Origin of the sequence: Microbacterium ureisolvens (assembly GCF_019511645.1) — a bacterium.
Taxonomy (GTDB): Bacteria; Actinomycetota; Actinomycetes; order Actinomycetales; family Microbacteriaceae; genus Microbacterium; species Microbacterium ureisolvens_A.
Genome location: NZ_JAEUAX010000002.1, coordinates 53497 through 68196, shown reverse-complemented (window position 1 = coordinate 68196; position 14700 = coordinate 53497). Strand labels below are relative to the sequence as shown.

The following is a 14700-nucleotide window of genomic DNA, read 5'->3' as shown; positions in this document are numbered from 1 at the left end:
ACGGGGCGCTGAAGTCGCGGCATCCGTTCATGACCGTCGTCGCCATGCTCGGAGTCGTGCTCGGTGTCTTCGGTGTGAGCGCGGCCGGCATCGCGGCCTACAACGTGTGGGATGCGACGCAGGCGATCACGGCGAACGCCGTCGTGCTCGACGAGGACAAGCCCCTGCCGCCGTCGCTCGGCGCGATCGAGGGCGGCGTGAACATCCTCATGGTCGGCACCGACTCGTGCGAGGGTGCGAACGCCGCGCTCTCGGGCGCGTGCCAGGCCAAGGCGACGGAGGGTGAGCGCAACGACGTCACGATGCTCGTGCACATCTCGGACGAGCCGCGCCGGGTGACGGTCGTGTCGTTCCCGCGAGACATGCTCGTGCCCATCCCGTCGTGCCCGAAGGAAGACGGCAGCGGGAGCTACTCCGCCATGTCGTCGCAGATGGTCAACGCCTCGTACCAGTACGGCGGGCTCGCCTGCACGGTGCTCACGATCGAGTCCCTCATCGAGGACGAGATCGATTTCGCCGCGGCGATCCGCTGGACCGGAGTCATCAACATGTCCGACGCGATCGGCGGGGTGGACGTCTGCGTCGCGGGCGACATCGACGACTCGCACACGGGCCTCCATCTCACGGCCGGCACGCACACGCTCCAGGGCGCGGAGGCTCTGCAGTTCCTGCGCATCCGTCACGGCATCGGCGACGGATCCGACCTCGGCCGCATCTCGAACCAGCAGCAGTTCATGTCGTCGATGGTGCGCAAGCTCCAGTCCGACTCGGTGCTCGCGAATCCCGCGACGCTGCTGAACCTCGCGACCACCGCCATCAACCAGGTTCAGCAGGAGCAGCTCGTGCTGAGCTCGGGGCTCACGAACCCGACGCTCATGGTGCAGATCGCGATGGCCGTCAAGGATGTGCCGTACGAGGACATCGTCTTCGTGCAGTACCCGACGCGCTATGCCTCGGGCGACGGTGCCAGCCGGGTGATACCGGTGAAGGATGCTGCGAAGGTGCTCTTCGACGCGCTCAAGGCCAACCAGCCTCTGACGCTCACCGGCGACGCCAGCCAGGGCTACGGCGTCGAGGTGACCGGCGAGGCCGTCAAGCCCGAGCCGGCGTCGACGCCCGCGGCGACCGAAGCCGCCGGCGAGACCCCCGCCGCTGAGACGCCCGCAGCTGAAGCACCCGTCACCGAGACACCGGCGGCTGAGACGCGCGTCGAGCTGCCGTCGGACATCGCCGGGCAGACTGCCGCTCAGACCACCTGCACCGTGCCCGAGGGCAGGTAGCGCGGCGGTGCCGATCGCACCGATCGCCGACCGTGCCGGCTGTCTTGCGCGGCGGCGCGCCCGGGAGTGGCACTGATATTCGCAATCTGTACAGTTGCCGTCGCTTGCGGATCGGAGTCGGCTAGATTCGTCACGCGCCCTGCGCGCCCGACGCGGGGGAGGAGCCGATGATCGTGCCTGATGTCGACGCCCTTCCGGCCGCCGTCTTCCAGCTGGATGCCGACGATCGCGTCATCGAGGCGAACGGGTGGTTCCGCCGGTGGATCGGCGTGGATCCGGTCGGCCGCGTCCTGGATGAGCTGCTGGTCGTCGTGCCCGACTTCCTCGACGACACGAACACCGTTCTCATGGCGAGCGTGGCGGATCCCGAGCGCGTGCTGATCGTCGTGCGCGAGCCGCAGGACCACGGATCCGTGGTCACCGGCATCGAGGCATCGGACCGCTACGCGTCAGGCAAGCGGCTGCGGCGACTTCACGGGCTCGCGGATCGTACGCAGACCCGGCTGCAGCTCATCATGGACGCCTCCATCGCGTTCGCCACGGCGACGACCGAGGAGGGGCTGAGCCAGGTCCTCGCCATCACCGCCGCCCAGGCCTATCAGGCGGAGGAGTCGGCGGTGGCGCTCTTCGGTGAGGACGGCGTGCTGCGCCGCACCGCGGGCACCAACCCCTTCCAGGACCTCACGCCCGAGTCGCTCGTGTCGGCGGCGCCGGTGCAACTCCGCCAAGTTGTGAAGGTCAGCGGCGAGGCCGACGCGGAGCGGCTCTCCCCGCTCGTCGCCTCCGCCATGCGGCACGCCGGAGTGGATGCGTTCATCGCAGCGCCCTTGCATCTGGACGGCACGGCCGCCGGGGTGTTCGCCTGCTTCTTCCGGCATCCTCGAATCTTCGACGACGAGGCGACGCCGCTGGCGGAGGCCCTCGCGGGTCAGGCCGCCCAGAAGCTCGCGGCGGTGCGGCTGCAGCGCCGCCTGGAGCATGCCGCCATGCACGACGAGACGACGGACCTCCCGAACCGGCGCAGTCTCGAGGAGCTCGGCGCCCTGACCGATCTGTCGCACGCCTCGGTGATCTTCATCGACCTGGACGGCTTCAAGGCCGTCAACGACCGCCTCGGGCACGAGGTCGGCGACGAGGTGCTGCGCGAGGTGGGGCGGCGTCTGCAGGCCAACCTTCGGGAAGGCGATGTCGTCGCCCGGTATGGAGGAGACGAGTTCGTCGTCGTCTGCACCGCCGAAGCAGGCGCCGCCGTCGAGATCGCCGAACGCCTTCGCCGGGCCGTGGAGGCGGCCTACGAGTTCCTGCCTGAATCGCTCCCGATCGGGGCGAGCATGGGAATCGCCCATCCGAACGGGCCATCGGACGCCGGCAGCGTCGATCAGCTCATCCGTCGTGCCGACCAGGCGATGTACCTCGCCAAGGCGCGTGGCGGCAACCAGGTGGCCTCCGCCGGCTGAGCCGCTCGAGCGTCAGGGGTTGGCCGTGCAAGAAGGGGTGCCGGTGTCGGTTATGATTGCTGGGTGCATCTGCGCTCTCGCGGCTGGATGCCTGGAGACGTCGCATAGTCAGGCCTAGTGCACCACCCTGCTAAGGTGGAGTCCCCTTACGGGGACCGAGGGTTCAAATCCCTCCGTCTCCGCAGAAAATCCCCGGTCATCGAGCTAGTTTAGAGGGCTGGTATCGGCCTCGCCGAGGTCCTCTCGAGCGGCGGCCGGTCGCGCGGTGCGCCGTATCGATGTACGGCGTGGTCAGAGCGGGTGCCCGTTCCCGGTCCGTCTGAGGGTGTCGGAAGGGTTCTCCCCGTACTGGCTGCGGTAGGTCGCAGCGAACCGGGCGGGGTGGGCGAACCCGCAGGAGCGGGCGATCGCGGCGACCGTGTCGCCGGCCGACGGGTTCCCCGTCAACAGTGCGGTCCGCGCCTGGGTCAGCCGGACGCGGCGCAGGTATTCCGCGGGTGTCATCTGGAGTTCACGGGCGAACGCGTATTGGATGCCGCGGACGCTCATCCGAGCCGCCTGGGCGATGTCGGTCATCGCGATCGGGGTGTGCGCGTTGTCGTCGATGAACGCGCGGGCGCGCCTCACCGCGGCAGGAAGCGTCGGGAGCGTCTCGGCGGACGCATCGTCCCAGGTGTGGGTGAAGCACGCCAGGCTGGAGGTGACGACGAGGTCGAGGAGACTCGACGCGACCAGTGGATCGTCGACCGCTCCGGTGCGGATCGCGTGCGCGACGGTGACGACGACCGCGTCCCAATACTTCCCGTACTCGGGGGTGCGCGGGCCGATCCCGGTGAATTGGAAGCTGCCGGAGCCCCGTGTGACGCGTTCCCCCAGTCGGCTGAGGAAGGCGTCGGAATCTATGGCGAGCACCTGGGCGTGGGCGACGTCGTACCGGCTGTGCAACCCGGGATGGATGATGTACGGCTGGGCGGCGTCCACGTCTGCGCGCCCCAGCGTCATATCGCCGTCGAACTGCACCGCTCGAGCGAACATGAACCCGCCGGTGTCGTTGACCCGGGTGGTCAGCGGCCGTCCGCCGATCGTGAAATCGAGGACGCTGACGCCCTGCGGCAGGGACGACGCGGTCATCGAGAACTGCAGCGGCGTGCCCTGATCGGATCCGACCTGCACCCCGGGGAAGTAGGTCTCGAGGGCGGCGACCGCCGCGTCCGCCTGGTCGCCACTGCTGTGAGTGGTCGGCATCGTGAGCTCCTCCGCCGGGTCACACGTCCAACTCGGGCAGATCGCCGGTGTCGGCGGTGTGGGCCGGCGGTTCCGGCTCGGCGACGACGTGGCGGCCCTCTGGCGAGTCGGCGGTGAACATCAAGGCATCGACCCATGCCGGGTTCAGCGCGGGCATGCGGGACCAGCCGGTCGTTGCCACACCGCACACGCTACGACTGATCCACATCACGCAACACCCCATCCTCTTCGTGCACTACCCCTCCCCCCGAAACGAGCACGGAGTTACCCTGCCGGTGAGAACGGAGGCGTGAATCATGGGCACCGTGGAAGTCGTGTACGGCGGCGAGTCGTACCGCATCTCCGGACGCACCCTCGAAGACGTCCAACATCAGATCGACGACATCCTCGCGCTGGGTACCTCCGGTTGGATCGAAGCCCTCGACGGCCACGGCACACGTTCCCCCTACCGACTCCTCATCACCCCGGGCGTCCCCGTCTGCATCGCCGCACTCCCCACCGAATGATCGCGAAGATGGTTGCGGTCCGACGACAGATCGCGCTGATCGTTGCGTCGGTCCCGATGCCGCCGTGGCGGTCTACGTAGGGGGCACCGGCTCGGGCGCCCATCAGCATGCGAGGAGCAAGCTGATGAGCGACGCCCAACCAGCCGCTCACGGTGGGCGCATCGGCGCAAGAGCCGACTAGCGTGGATTGCGGATCAGCGACGGTCCGTGCGCTGAGGTGCGAGAGCAGAGGGACGAACAGATGTCGGTTGGGTTACTCGCGGTCGTTGACGACATACTGTCCGCCGCCCTGAAAGCCAGCGCCAAGACGGCCGGCGTGGTCGTCGATGACGCGGCCGTGACCCCGCAGTATGTGCAGGGACTGACCCCGGCACGCGAACTGCCGGTGATCGCGAAGATCGCGATCGGCAGCCTGCTGAACAAGTTCGTCATCATCATCCCGCTGGCGTTGCTGCTGACCGCATTCGCTCCCTGGCTGCTGCCGTGGCTGCTCATTCTCGGCGGTTCCTATTTGTGCTTCGAGGGCGCCGAGAAGGTGATGGAGTGGTTCGGAGTCCACCACGGCCCCGGTCAGGACGAGCCGAGGGATGAGCGGCGCCTTGTTTTCGGGGCGGTTCGCACCGACCTCATCCTGAGCGCGGAGATCATGCTGATCTCCCTGGCCAGTCTGAACAAGGACTTCGGGATCTGGCTGACTCTGGGGGCTCTGTCGGTGATCGCTCTCGGCATGACGCTGCTCGTGTACGGTGCCGTTGCGCTTCTGGTCAAGATCGACGACATCGGCATGGGCATGGCCGAGAGCTCGGTGCGCCGCGTCCGTGTCGCCGGGGAGCGGATCGTGCGGTCGATGCCGACGGTCTTCCGCATCATCAGCGTCGTCGGCACGGTGGCAATGCTCTGGGTCGGTGGCCATCTGGTGATCGCAAACCTGGCCGAGACGATCTGGCATGGCCCTTACGATCTGCTTCACGCCGTCACCCACGCGGTCGAGTCGCTGGGGCCGGTGGTGGTGTGGCTCGTCGACACGGCGGTGTCCGCCGTGTTCGGCCTCGTATTGGGCCTGATCATCGCAGGAATCGTGATGGCGCTGATGAGAGTCGTGAAGCGGGGAGCGCCGGTCGAGCCCTCCCACTGACGGACCCCGCCAAACCCGGCGTCGGATCCGGACCGGGTCGGCGGCGAGACTCGAGTGTTCAGGAACCGTTGTGCGTGCGCATCTCCCGCCTGCCACCGAGCCTGCCGCGTTCTGAACTCGACGCGGCCGCCGCCTACGCGCCCTCCTTCTCCGACGCCCGGTACCGGGCAGGCTCCGGCTCCCGCGCGAACCACCGGCCCGTGACCTGGGTGGGTACGATGCGGACCCAGCGGTACTTGAGGGTGGGGATCCACGGGGTGAGCGGAAGCGCGTCCGCTTCGTCGATCTCGCGCTGCACCTCGAGGCGCTCCGCCACGCCCTTGACGATCACGCTCGACGCGAAGGTGTCGTCGTACTCGTCCACTTCGAACGCGACCCGAGGATGCTGGGTGAGCTCCGCCAGCTTGGAGCCCGGCGCGGTGCGGAAGTACACGCGCGGTCCGTCGATCACATAGTTCACGGGGAAGATGTCGGGGTCGCCGTCCGCGTCCAGGGCGAGGTGACCCAGCTCGCCGCGCGCGAGGAGGTTCCAGCACTGCTCCTCGCTGAGGCTTACGACCGCATCGTTCGTGTCTTCCATGACGCCATCTCCGTCGATCTCGTCCGCCGCACACCGCCCCTGCGCACACCATAGTTCCGCCGCGACCAAAAGGGCACCGGGTCGCTTGCACTTCGAAGATGACGGATGCTGCGGGCCGCAGCATCCGCGTCTTCCCCCTAGTCTCGTCACCATGGGCGCGACGGCGAATGCCTATCTGACCGGGTTCGGCCGGTACCTGCCGGGGGAGGTGGTCGACAACGACGGCATCGCGGCGCGCCTCGGGGGTGTCGACGCGGTCACGGAGCGCATCCGCCGCCGCATCCTCGACTCGAACGGCATCCGGCAGCGGCACTACGCGCTCGACGAGCACGGCGAGCCGACCGAGCTCAACGAAGAGCTCGCGGTCAAGGCCCTCCGTGCGGCGTTCGACGATCGCGGCATCGACGCCCACGACATCCGCATGCTCGCGTGCGCGACCACGATGGGCGACGTGCTCGTGCCCGGGTTCGCGTCGATGGTGCACGGGCGACTCGGTGGTGGGCCGATGCAGCTGCTCTCGGCGTCCGGCGTGTGCGCGTCCAGCCTCGCGGCCCTCGACGCCGTCGTCAGCAAGATCCGGCTCGGCGACCACCCGCGCGCGGCAGTGGTCGGCTCGGAACTGGCGAGCCGGAGTCTCCGCCAGCGCCGGTATGACGGCATCCGCGCCGGAATGGACGCCCATTTCCTCCGCTGGATGCTTTCGGACGGGGCGGGGGCCGTGGTGGTCGAGTTCCAGCCGCACCCTGACAAGCCGTCGCTACGGGTCGACTGGGTGCGTCACGTGTCGCTCGCGCACGAGCACGACGTCTGCATGCGCGCCGGCATGGGGGGAGCCGAGCCGGTGGTCGGCGGAACATGGCAGGACGCCGGCATCGCCGACGCGGACGCTGCCGGCATGTTCCTCCTCCGGCAGGACGTCAGCATGCTCGACGACCTCGCCGATGCCGGGATCCGCCAGTTCGAGGAACTCGTCGACATCGGACTGGTCGACGTGCGCCATCTCGACCACGTCGTCTGCCACTACAGCACCAACATGTTCCGCGACGTCGCGTTCGAGGCCCTGCGCCGCCGCATCCCGACGCTCGACACCGACCGCTGGTTCTCGAACCTCGAGACTCGTGGCAACACAGGCTCGGCGAGCATCTTCATCGCCCTGGAGGAGGCATGGCACACGGGCCGCTTCGCGCCCGGCGAGACCGTGCTGCTCGCGGTACCCGAATCCGGGCGGTTCTCGTTCGCCTTCGCCCATCTCACCGTGGTCGCACCCCGTGACCAGCAAGGAGCACCGACATGAGCAGCACGACGTCCGCCTCCGCCGACACCGCCCCCGATGAGGCGGCGAGCCTGTTCGACCGCCTCGCCGAGGTCTGGGTCGAGCTCGAGGATCGGCTGGACCGGGTGCCCATACTGCAGCGTCTCGCCGACGGCACGGTGACGCTCGAGGACTACCGGCGTCTGCTGTTCAACCTGCGTCAGCAGGTCGTGGACGGGTCGCCGTGGATCTCGCGGGCCGCGTCGAGCTTCGACATCGATCATTTCGAGCTGCGCACGGCGGCGATCCGTCATGCGGAAGAGGAGCACCGCGACTACCTGATGCTCGAGCGGGACTACGTCGCGATCGGGGGCTCGCTCGACGAGCTGCGGCGCGGGCGCAAGAACATCGGCTCGGAGGCGCTGTCGGGCTACATGTTCCATTACGCGGCCCAGCCCAACCCCGTCGGCCTCCTGGGTGCGATGTTCATCATCGAAGGGCTGGGTGCCAAACGCGCGGCGGGGTGGGCGGCGCGGTTCCAGGAGGTGCTGGGCCTCGCCGACAACCAGGTGCACTTCATGCGCTACCACCAGGATGCCGACGCCGCGCACACCGGCGACATGGAGGCGATCCTCACCTCGGGCATCATCGATGACCGCGACGCCGACGACATCGTGCGCTGCGCGCAGGTGGTGGCGCGCCTGTACGCGTTGCAGCTCGAGGAACTGGACCGCTGACGTGGCGGCGCCGCGACCGAGCATGCCGGAGTTCGTGCGCTCCGACCCGAGCATGTGGGAGGCGGTCTACGCCGATCCCTCCGTCCCGCTCGACCGCGCGCTCGTGCGTCAGATCATCAACGACCAGCGGCGCCTGTCACGGCGATGGCTCTACCCGATCGCGCGGATCGTCTCGCGCGTGCTCGTCGCCATCATCTCGATCGTGAAGCGCGTCCTGCCGTTCCGGTGGATGCCGCTGGGCACGATGGACGCGCTGTGCGTCTGGTTCCTGCGCCGGTTCGTCTCGCCCGGTGCGGTCGAGCTGCTGATCCGGCACTTCGTGGTCGAGACCAACCTCGTGAACTTCATCATCCGCAACACCGCGGTAGACATGGCCCCGGTGACGCTCCGGCCCGAGACCCTCGCCGGACTCGGCGACTCCGCCGTCGTCGAGCACGACGTCAACGTGTACGACGTGCTCATCGCGCTGGACGGCGTCGCACTCACGCAGCCGGAGACGCTCGACTTCCGGCACCTCGACATCCCTCCGCTCGACGCCGAACGGGGAAGGCGGCGCTACCTGCGGCTCGACATCCAGACGGCGCTGTGCTTCATGAACATCCCGTTCTCGATGGCGCTCACCGTCGAGGAGTACCGCCGGGCCGTGCACTCGATCCGGTTCGATGACTCGTTCCTGGAGATCCTCGCGCTCGTCAGCGGAGACGACACGTTTCGCCACTGGAAGCTCGCCGGCATGAGCCTCTGGATGGACTCGAACGTCGACGTCCCGCGCATGGTCTACCGTCACGCGCTGGTCTGCGAGTACGCCCACGCGCACCTCGTGAAGCTCGCGGGCGGTGCCTATCCTCGCGACACGGCAGTCGGACTCGACTGACCCCCGACGAAGACGACGATCCCCCCGCGTCGAACGGACGCGAGGGGATCGTCGTGTGCGGTGTCAGGAGCCGCCAGGCCCCGGGCAGTAGATGATGTGGCTGATGTCCTTGCCGTTGAGCGCCGACACGTCGCCACCGCCGAAGAACTCGTACACGGTGTTGGTGTTCCCCGCCTTCACGACGACGACCGTGTAGGTGTCGGGAAGCGTGTACGACGTGACCCCGTCATAGTCGAACTCGATCTTCTCGCAGTTGTCCCCCCATGTCGCCTCGTGATTGCCCTGCGAGGTGGCGGGCATCTCGTACACCCAACCGTTCGCCTGCGCTGCGGCCGCACCGCCGAGCGTGGCACAGAGGACGAGCGCCGCCGCGGCGGCACTCTTCATGATCGGATTCTTCATCGGACCCTCCCCAGGTTCCGGGCGCAGGAGAATCGACTCGGGCGCACGAATCCCCCTTGCTGCGCCATTTCCTGGCGCGATCCTATGACCGAGGCACCCACCTGTCGATATGGAGCGCATTGCCGAAACCCCTTAAGGCGACGGATGCTGAGCCCGCAGTGTCGAGGAACGCCCGGCGGCTCACGAGCCCCGCGCGGCGACCATGGCTGTGAGGCGCGCGAACTCCTCCGGCATCCCCGGGTTCGCCAGGCGGGCGTCGGTCGGCACGCGCCCGGCGAGGACGTCGTCGAGGTAGCGGCGATCGGCGTCCAGGCGCCGGTCCGCGTCGGAGCCGGGCGATCCGTGGCCGGGGATCACGACGGCGGCGTGGGCGGCGTACGGCGCGAGCAGGTCGAGCGCCGCGAGATACGACGGCAGGTCGTCTGGATCGAAGGGGAGGGGCAGCTCCTGATCGCTCAGCATGTCCCCGGCGATCAGCACCCGTTGTTCCGGCAGCCACACGGCGGTGTGGCCCGGCGCGTGACCGTCGTGCACCACCAGCTCGGGGGCGAAACCCCGAGGAACCGACGCGGGCGGGAGCGCAGCATCCGTCCCTTCCACACGCCCCATGAGCTCGACCAGCGCCTGCGGAAAACCGGCGCCGAGCGCGGCGACGAGGGCTTCCCGCTCGTCGTGGGCCAGCGCTGATGTCGCGGGTGACGCCCAGCGCGGGGCGTCCCCGAATCGCGGGTGCCACAGCAGATGATCGTGGTGTGCGTGCGTGGCGAAGCCGCCGACGACGCGGAGGCCGCGTGCGTCGAGCTCGTCCGCGAGGGCGTCGAGCTCGTCGGGCATCCAGGCCGGATCGACGAGCAGCGTCTCGCCGTCGCGGAATAGCACGGTCGACGTCGTCGACATCACGCGGCTCGTCGCGACGAGCACTCCGTCGGCGACCTCGATCATCGCGGCCGTGGGAACCGGCCCCGCTTCGCCTCCATCGCATTAGCATCTCATCGACGGAACGCGTGCGACGAGAGGCAGGCGCATGAGCCTGAGCGAGATCGACCCCACCGTGCCGCCCTCGGGCGAGGGCTGCGCCGACTGCGACGCGGTGGGCGGGTGGTGGGTGCATCTGCGGCGCTGCGCGGTGTGCGGCGACATCCGCTGCTGCGACACCTCGCCCGCGCAGCACGCCACCGCGCACTTCCGTGCCACCGGCCATCGCTATGTCCGCAGCTTCGAGCCGGGCGAGGAGTGGTTCTGGGACTACGTGGCCGAGGACTATGTCGAGGGCCCCCGGCTCTCACCGCCAGAGTCACGCCCGACGGCGCAGCCGTCGCCGGGGCCGGAAGGCCGGGTTCCGGCCGACTGGCGCGAACTGATCCACCGCTGAGAAAGGGAGCCGCGATGGGCAAGGCGAAGACGACGCAGCGCGAGTTCGAGCGCATGATGAAGCCCGCGCTCACCGACGCGCAGTGGGAGCGCCTGCTGTCGTTCGGTGAACCCCAGGACGTCGTGCCGGGGGAGTACCTGTTCCAGGCCGGCGATCTCGACTACGACCTGATCCTCGTCGACACCGGCGAGGTCGAGATCGTCCGCGTCGCCTTCGGCTGGGTGGGTGAGACCCACGTCGGCACGATGGGCCCGCGCAGCTTCGTCGGCGAACTCGGTCTGCTCAACGGGCAGGGTGCGTTCCTGTCGGCACGGGCGACGAAAGCCGGACGGATGCTGCGGGTCAGCCGTGCGCGCTTGCGCACGCTGATGGCCGAAGACGACGAACTGTGCGACATCATCCTGCACGCGCTGTGGGCGCGCCGCGAGATCCTCCGCACCGGACCGGCGGCGCTTACGCTCAAGCTCGTCGGACCGCGCTCCTCGCGCGACTTCCTGGCGCTGCGGCGCTTCGCCGAGCGGGTCGACCTCGTGCACACGGCGATCGAGCTCGCCCCGGGCGACCTGTGGACCCTCGGCGAGCACGGCATCGGGCTCGACGACCTGCCGGTCGCCTTCATCCAGGGCGAAGCCGTGAAGAACGCCACGCCGGGCATGGTGGCCGAGCGGCTCGGGCTGAGCTACCAGGGCCGCGCCGACGAGGTGGTCGACCTGGTCGTCGTCGGCGGCGGACCCGCCGGGCTCGCGGCGGCCATCTACGGCGCGTCAGAAGGCCTGAGCACAGTGCTGCTGGATGCTGTCGCCCCCGGCGGTCAGGCGGCGGCGACGTCGCGCATCGAGAACTTCCTGGGCTTCCCGTTCGGGGTCAGCGGCGGCGACCTCATCGGCCAGGCCTCGCTGCAGGCGCTCAAGTTCGGGGTCCGCGTGTACGCGCCCTGCGAGGCGGCCGACCTCCGGCCTGCGGGGAACGACCTCGACGTCACCCTCACCGACGGACGCGTGATCCGCGCGCGCACGGCGATCGTCACCTCCGGAGCCGCCTACCGCACGCTCGACCTCGACCGCTGGAACGAGTTCGAGGGCGCGGGCATCTACTACGCCGCCACCCCGCTGGAACTCCGGCAGGTGTTCGAATCACCGGTGGTCGTCGTGGGCGGCGCCAACTCAGCGGGGCAGGCGTCGCTGTACCTCGCCGCGAACGGATGCCCCGTGCACCTGGTCGTGCGCGGCTCCGACCTCGGCAGCCGCATGTCGTCGTACCTCGTGGACCGGCTGCTCGAAGACCCGCGGATCGACGTGCACACCCAGTCCCGCGTCACGGCGCTCGGCGGCGGCTCGGCGCTGGAGAGCGTGCGCATCGACTCGATCGGCGACGTCGCGGCGAGAGGGCTCTTCTGCTTCATCGGCGCGGAGCCCGCGACGTCGTGGCTCGCGGAGCTCGACCGCGACGCCGACGGGTTCCTGCGCACCGGCACGGACGTGTCGGTGCAGTCTCTGGAGCGCTGGCAGGGCATGGGCCGCGAGCCGCTCCCGTTCGAGACGTCGGTGCCTCGCATCTTCGCCGCGGGAGACGTGCGGCGCGGCTCGATGAAGCGCGTCGCCGCCGCGGTGGGGGAGGGGTCCAGCGCCGTGGCGTCGGTGCACCGCGCCCTCGCCGACATCCGCTGACGTCGAGGCCGCCGCGCCGTCACCAGCCGCTGCGGGTCGGAGTATGGCCCTCGCGGGCGTCGTCGGGCACCGCCATCTCGGCGCGCACGCCCAGCAGGCGGATCGGCCGGCCGGGCTCGATCTTCGCGACGAGCTCCATGGTCCGGGCGAGGACGACTTCGGGGTCGGACGTCGACGGGATCTTCTTCGTGAACGTCTTGGTGAGAAACGGCGCGTAGCGCACCTTCAGCCCGAGCCCGACGACCGGCCGGTCGTCGGCGGCCACCTCGTCGAGCACCTCGCCGAGGAGCCGCCGGGCGGCGTCCTCGATCTCGGCCGGCTCGACGATATCGACCTGGAAGGTCGTCTCCTTGCTGTGCCCTCGAGGAACCCACGGCGTGTCATCCACGACGTTCGAGCCGTCACCGCGACCGAGCTGCCGATACCAGAGGCCCATCTTCGGTCCGAACTCGCGGGTCAGAGCCTCCGGGTCGGCGACGGCGAGCTGCGCCACCGTGTCGATCCCGAGCAGCGCGAGGCGCTTCGAGATCTTCGATCCCACGCCCCACAGCGCGATCGTCGGACGGTGGCCCATGACCGCGAGCCAGTTGTCGGCGGTGAGGCGGAAGGTGCCGCGGGGTTTGCCGAAGTCGGTCGCGTTCTTGGCGCGTACGAGGTTGTCTCCGATGCCGACGCTGCAGTGCAGCCGAGTGCGGTCGAGCACGTCCTGCTGCAGCCTGCGGGCGTAGCCTTCGGGGTCGTCGGTCTCGACGCCGACGAACGCCTCGTCCCACCCGAGCACCTGCACGACGGCTCCCGGCTGGGCCCGCAGCGTCGCCATGACCTCCTCGGAGGCCGCGAGGTACAGCGGAGCGTCGACCGGCAGGATGACGGCGTCCGGGATCTTCCGCGCGGCGATGCGCAGCGGCATGCCCGACCCGACCCCGAATTCGCGCGCCTCATACGACGCCGTCGAGACGACCGCGCGCTCGGTGGGATCGCCCCGGCCTCCGACGATGACGGGCTTGCCCGCGAGGTCGGGGTTGCGGAGGATCTCGACGGCGGCGATGAACTGGTCGAGGTCGACGTGGAGCACCCAGCGCCGGGGCGCGGCGAGGTCGCTCACGATCTCGCCCCTCGTGACCGGCGCATGACACGAGACTAGGGGTCGCCGCCGACACCGTGCATTGCAGCCGACGGCCGCCGTCGCGCGTACCTGCCGCTCCGCCGCGCGTCAACCCCCGTGCGCCGGGCGGCAGTCGGTTCGTAGCGTGATTGTCCCGATGAAAGGAGCCGTCATGGCAACCAGCACGGTGACAGCAGAGATCGACGTGGACGCCCCGATCCGCGCGGTGTACGACCAGTGGACCCAGTTCGAGGAGTTCCCGCGGTTCATGTCCGCGGTCGAGCGCATCGACCAGCTCGGCGATGAGCGTCAGCACTGGGTCGTGAAGGTCGGCGGGGTCGAGCGCGAGTTCGACGCCAGGATCACGGACCAGGTGCCCGACGACCACATCTCGTGGGCCAGCCAGGGCGAGGCCGTCCACAGCGGGCGGGTCAGCTTCCGGCCCGTCGGCGACCGTACGCAGGTCGCGCTCGAGATGACCTGGACGCCGGAGTCCTTCACCGAGAAGACCGGCGCCGCGCTGGGCATCGACGAGCACGCGGTGAAGAAGGATCTCGAGCGGTTCAAGGACTTCATCGAGGAGCGCGGCCGCGAGACCGGCGGCTGGCGCGGCGAGATCCACGGCGGCACGACGACGCCCTGAGCGCCGGACTGCTCGAGAGATCGACGAGAGGAAGCCCGATGTCCGACAACCTGCCGGCCGACATCCCGCCGGCGCCCGACGGCCAGGTCGGGATCCAGCCGATCCGCGACCGCGACACGTCGATCGAGCCCGACCCGGCGCTGGATCCCGCGCAGGCCGAATGGGACCGCACGACCGCGCGCGATGCGGGCGTCCCCCTGGACGACGCGGCGACCGCCACCGGCGACGACCCGGCGCATCTGCCGTCCGACGACGAAGATGTGCCGCGTTCCGACCTGCCGCCGGAGGGTGCTCAGCCCGAGACGCAGGGGCTTGCGCCGGAGCTCGCGGATCAGGGAGACACCGGCCAGGGAGACCTCGCTCCCGAGGACTACTGAGTTCCGCACTTCGCGCTGCGGGGGAAGACGCGCGAAGGGGTGGGGGGAGGATGCCTCGGCCCGGCCGT

17 protein-coding genes and 1 tRNA gene are annotated in these 14700 nt (G+C 69.4%); 12 read left to right on the top strand and 6 right to left on the bottom strand.

Annotated elements, in window-relative coordinates; translation table 11 throughout:
- Positions 1 to 29: 29 nt before the first annotated feature.
- The 3 genes from JNB61_RS04550 to JNB61_RS04540 all read left to right on the top strand — a co-directional run bounded on the left by JNB61_RS04550 (position 30) and on the right by JNB61_RS04540 (position 2919).
- Complete coding sequence (locus JNB61_RS04550) at positions 30 to 1280, top strand: LCP family protein (protein WP_223214630.1); 1251 nt, start codon at positions 30 to 32, stop codon at positions 1278 to 1280.
- A 173-nt stretch (positions 1281 to 1453) separates the two neighbouring features.
- A complete protein-coding gene (locus JNB61_RS04545) occupies positions 1454 to 2737 on the top strand; it encodes a diguanylate cyclase (RefSeq protein ID WP_220338865.1) in 1284 nt (427 codons plus the stop codon).
- Between the two features lie 93 nt (positions 2738 to 2830).
- Positions 2831 to 2919 (top strand) — tRNA-Ser (locus JNB61_RS04540).
- Positions 2920 to 3028: 109 nt separating this feature from the next.
- Here JNB61_RS04540 and JNB61_RS04535 read toward each other — a convergent pair.
- Positions 3029 to 3982, bottom strand: a complete 954-nt coding sequence (locus tag JNB61_RS04535) for a helix-turn-helix transcriptional regulator (protein ID WP_220338864.1) — start codon at positions 3980 to 3982, stop codon at positions 3029 to 3031.
- A 19-nt stretch (positions 3983 to 4001) separates the two neighbouring features.
- Positions 4002 to 4163 (bottom strand): hypothetical protein, encoded by a 162-nt coding sequence (locus JNB61_RS04530; protein ID WP_220338863.1) that lies wholly within the window; start codon positions 4161 to 4163, stop codon positions 4002 to 4004.
- A 115-nt stretch (positions 4164 to 4278) separates the two neighbouring features.
- Here JNB61_RS04530 and JNB61_RS04525 point away from each other — a divergent pair, with 115 nt between their 5' ends.
- Positions 4279 to 4488, top strand: coding sequence for a hypothetical protein (locus JNB61_RS04525; protein WP_220288628.1), 210 nt, complete (start codon positions 4279 to 4281; stop codon positions 4486 to 4488).
- A 241-nt stretch (positions 4489 to 4729) separates the two neighbouring features.
- Entirely contained in the window at positions 4730 to 5623 is an 894-nt protein-coding gene (locus JNB61_RS04520; RefSeq protein WP_220338862.1) for a DUF808 domain-containing protein, read from the top strand.
- A 133-nt stretch (positions 5624 to 5756) separates the two neighbouring features.
- On the opposite strand, the gene JNB61_RS04515 is transcribed toward JNB61_RS04520, so the two are convergent.
- The gene (locus JNB61_RS04515) at positions 5757 to 6203 is read right to left on the bottom strand and encodes a pyridoxamine 5'-phosphate oxidase family protein (RefSeq protein WP_220288630.1); all 447 of its coding nucleotides are present in this window, start codon (positions 6201 to 6203) and stop codon (positions 5757 to 5759) included.
- Positions 6204 to 6354: 151 nt separating this feature from the next.
- Here JNB61_RS04515 and JNB61_RS04510 point away from each other — a divergent pair, with 151 nt between their 5' ends.
- The 3 genes from JNB61_RS04510 to JNB61_RS04500 are packed head-to-tail and all read left to right on the top strand — an operon-like array spanning position 6355 to position 9066.
- Positions 6355 to 7497, top strand: a complete 1143-nt coding sequence (locus JNB61_RS04510) for a 3-oxoacyl-[acyl-carrier-protein] synthase III C-terminal domain-containing protein (RefSeq protein WP_220338861.1) — start codon at positions 6355 to 6357, stop codon at positions 7495 to 7497.
- Positions 7494 to 8192, top strand: a complete 699-nt coding sequence (locus tag JNB61_RS04505) for an iron-containing redox enzyme family protein (protein ID WP_220288632.1) — start codon at positions 7494 to 7496, stop codon at positions 8190 to 8192. Before JNB61_RS04510 ends, JNB61_RS04505 begins: the two co-directional genes overlap by 4 nt.
- A 22-nt stretch (positions 8193 to 8214) precedes the next feature.
- Positions 8215 to 9066 carry a DUF6999 family protein gene (locus tag JNB61_RS04500; RefSeq protein ID WP_220288633.1) on the top strand — a complete coding sequence of 284 codons (852 nt, stop codon included), beginning with the start codon at positions 8215 to 8217 and terminating at the stop codon, positions 9064 to 9066.
- A 63-nt stretch (positions 9067 to 9129) separates the two neighbouring features.
- Here JNB61_RS04500 and JNB61_RS04495 read toward each other — a convergent pair whose 3' ends face one another.
- Both JNB61_RS04495 and JNB61_RS04490 read right to left on the bottom strand, forming a co-directional pair.
- Positions 9130 to 9453: a hypothetical protein gene (locus JNB61_RS04495; protein WP_220338860.1), complete on the bottom strand. Its 324-nt coding sequence runs from the start codon at positions 9451 to 9453 to the stop codon at positions 9130 to 9132.
- A 195-nt stretch (positions 9454 to 9648) separates the two neighbouring features.
- The gene (locus JNB61_RS04490) at positions 9649 to 10410 is read right to left on the bottom strand and encodes an MBL fold metallo-hydrolase (RefSeq protein ID WP_220338859.1); all 762 of its coding nucleotides are present in this window, start codon (positions 10408 to 10410) and stop codon (positions 9649 to 9651) included.
- Positions 10411 to 10492: 82 nt separating this feature from the next.
- On the opposite strand from JNB61_RS04490, the gene JNB61_RS04485 reads away from it, so the two are divergent.
- Together JNB61_RS04485 and JNB61_RS04480 are read left to right on the top strand one after the other, a co-directional pair.
- Positions 10493 to 10840 carry a UBP-type zinc finger domain-containing protein gene (locus JNB61_RS04485; RefSeq protein WP_220288636.1) on the top strand — a complete coding sequence of 116 codons (348 nt, stop codon included), beginning with the start codon at positions 10493 to 10495 and terminating at the stop codon, positions 10838 to 10840.
- A gap of 14 nt (positions 10841 to 10854) precedes the next feature.
- Positions 10855 to 12507: an FAD-dependent oxidoreductase gene (locus JNB61_RS04480; protein WP_220288637.1), complete on the top strand. Its 1653-nt coding sequence runs from the start codon at positions 10855 to 10857 to the stop codon at positions 12505 to 12507.
- 19 nt (positions 12508 to 12526) lie between these two features.
- Here the strand turns inward: JNB61_RS04480 and JNB61_RS04475 are convergent, their stop codons facing one another.
- The gene (locus JNB61_RS04475) at positions 12527 to 13612 is read right to left on the bottom strand and encodes a DNA polymerase IV (RefSeq protein ID WP_445299349.1); all 1086 of its coding nucleotides are present in this window, start codon (positions 13610 to 13612) and stop codon (positions 12527 to 12529) included.
- A gap of 172 nt (positions 13613 to 13784) precedes the next feature.
- Here JNB61_RS04475 and JNB61_RS04470 point away from each other — a divergent pair, with 172 nt between their 5' ends.
- Positions 13785 to 14255, top strand: coding sequence for an SRPBCC family protein (locus JNB61_RS04470; protein ID WP_220288638.1), 471 nt, complete (start codon positions 13785 to 13787; stop codon positions 14253 to 14255).
- A 38-nt stretch (positions 14256 to 14293) separates the two neighbouring features.
- A complete protein-coding gene (locus JNB61_RS04465) occupies positions 14294 to 14632 on the top strand; it encodes a sugar ABC transporter ATPase (protein ID WP_220338858.1) in 339 nt (112 codons plus the stop codon).
- Positions 14633 to 14700: the final 68 nt, after the last annotated feature.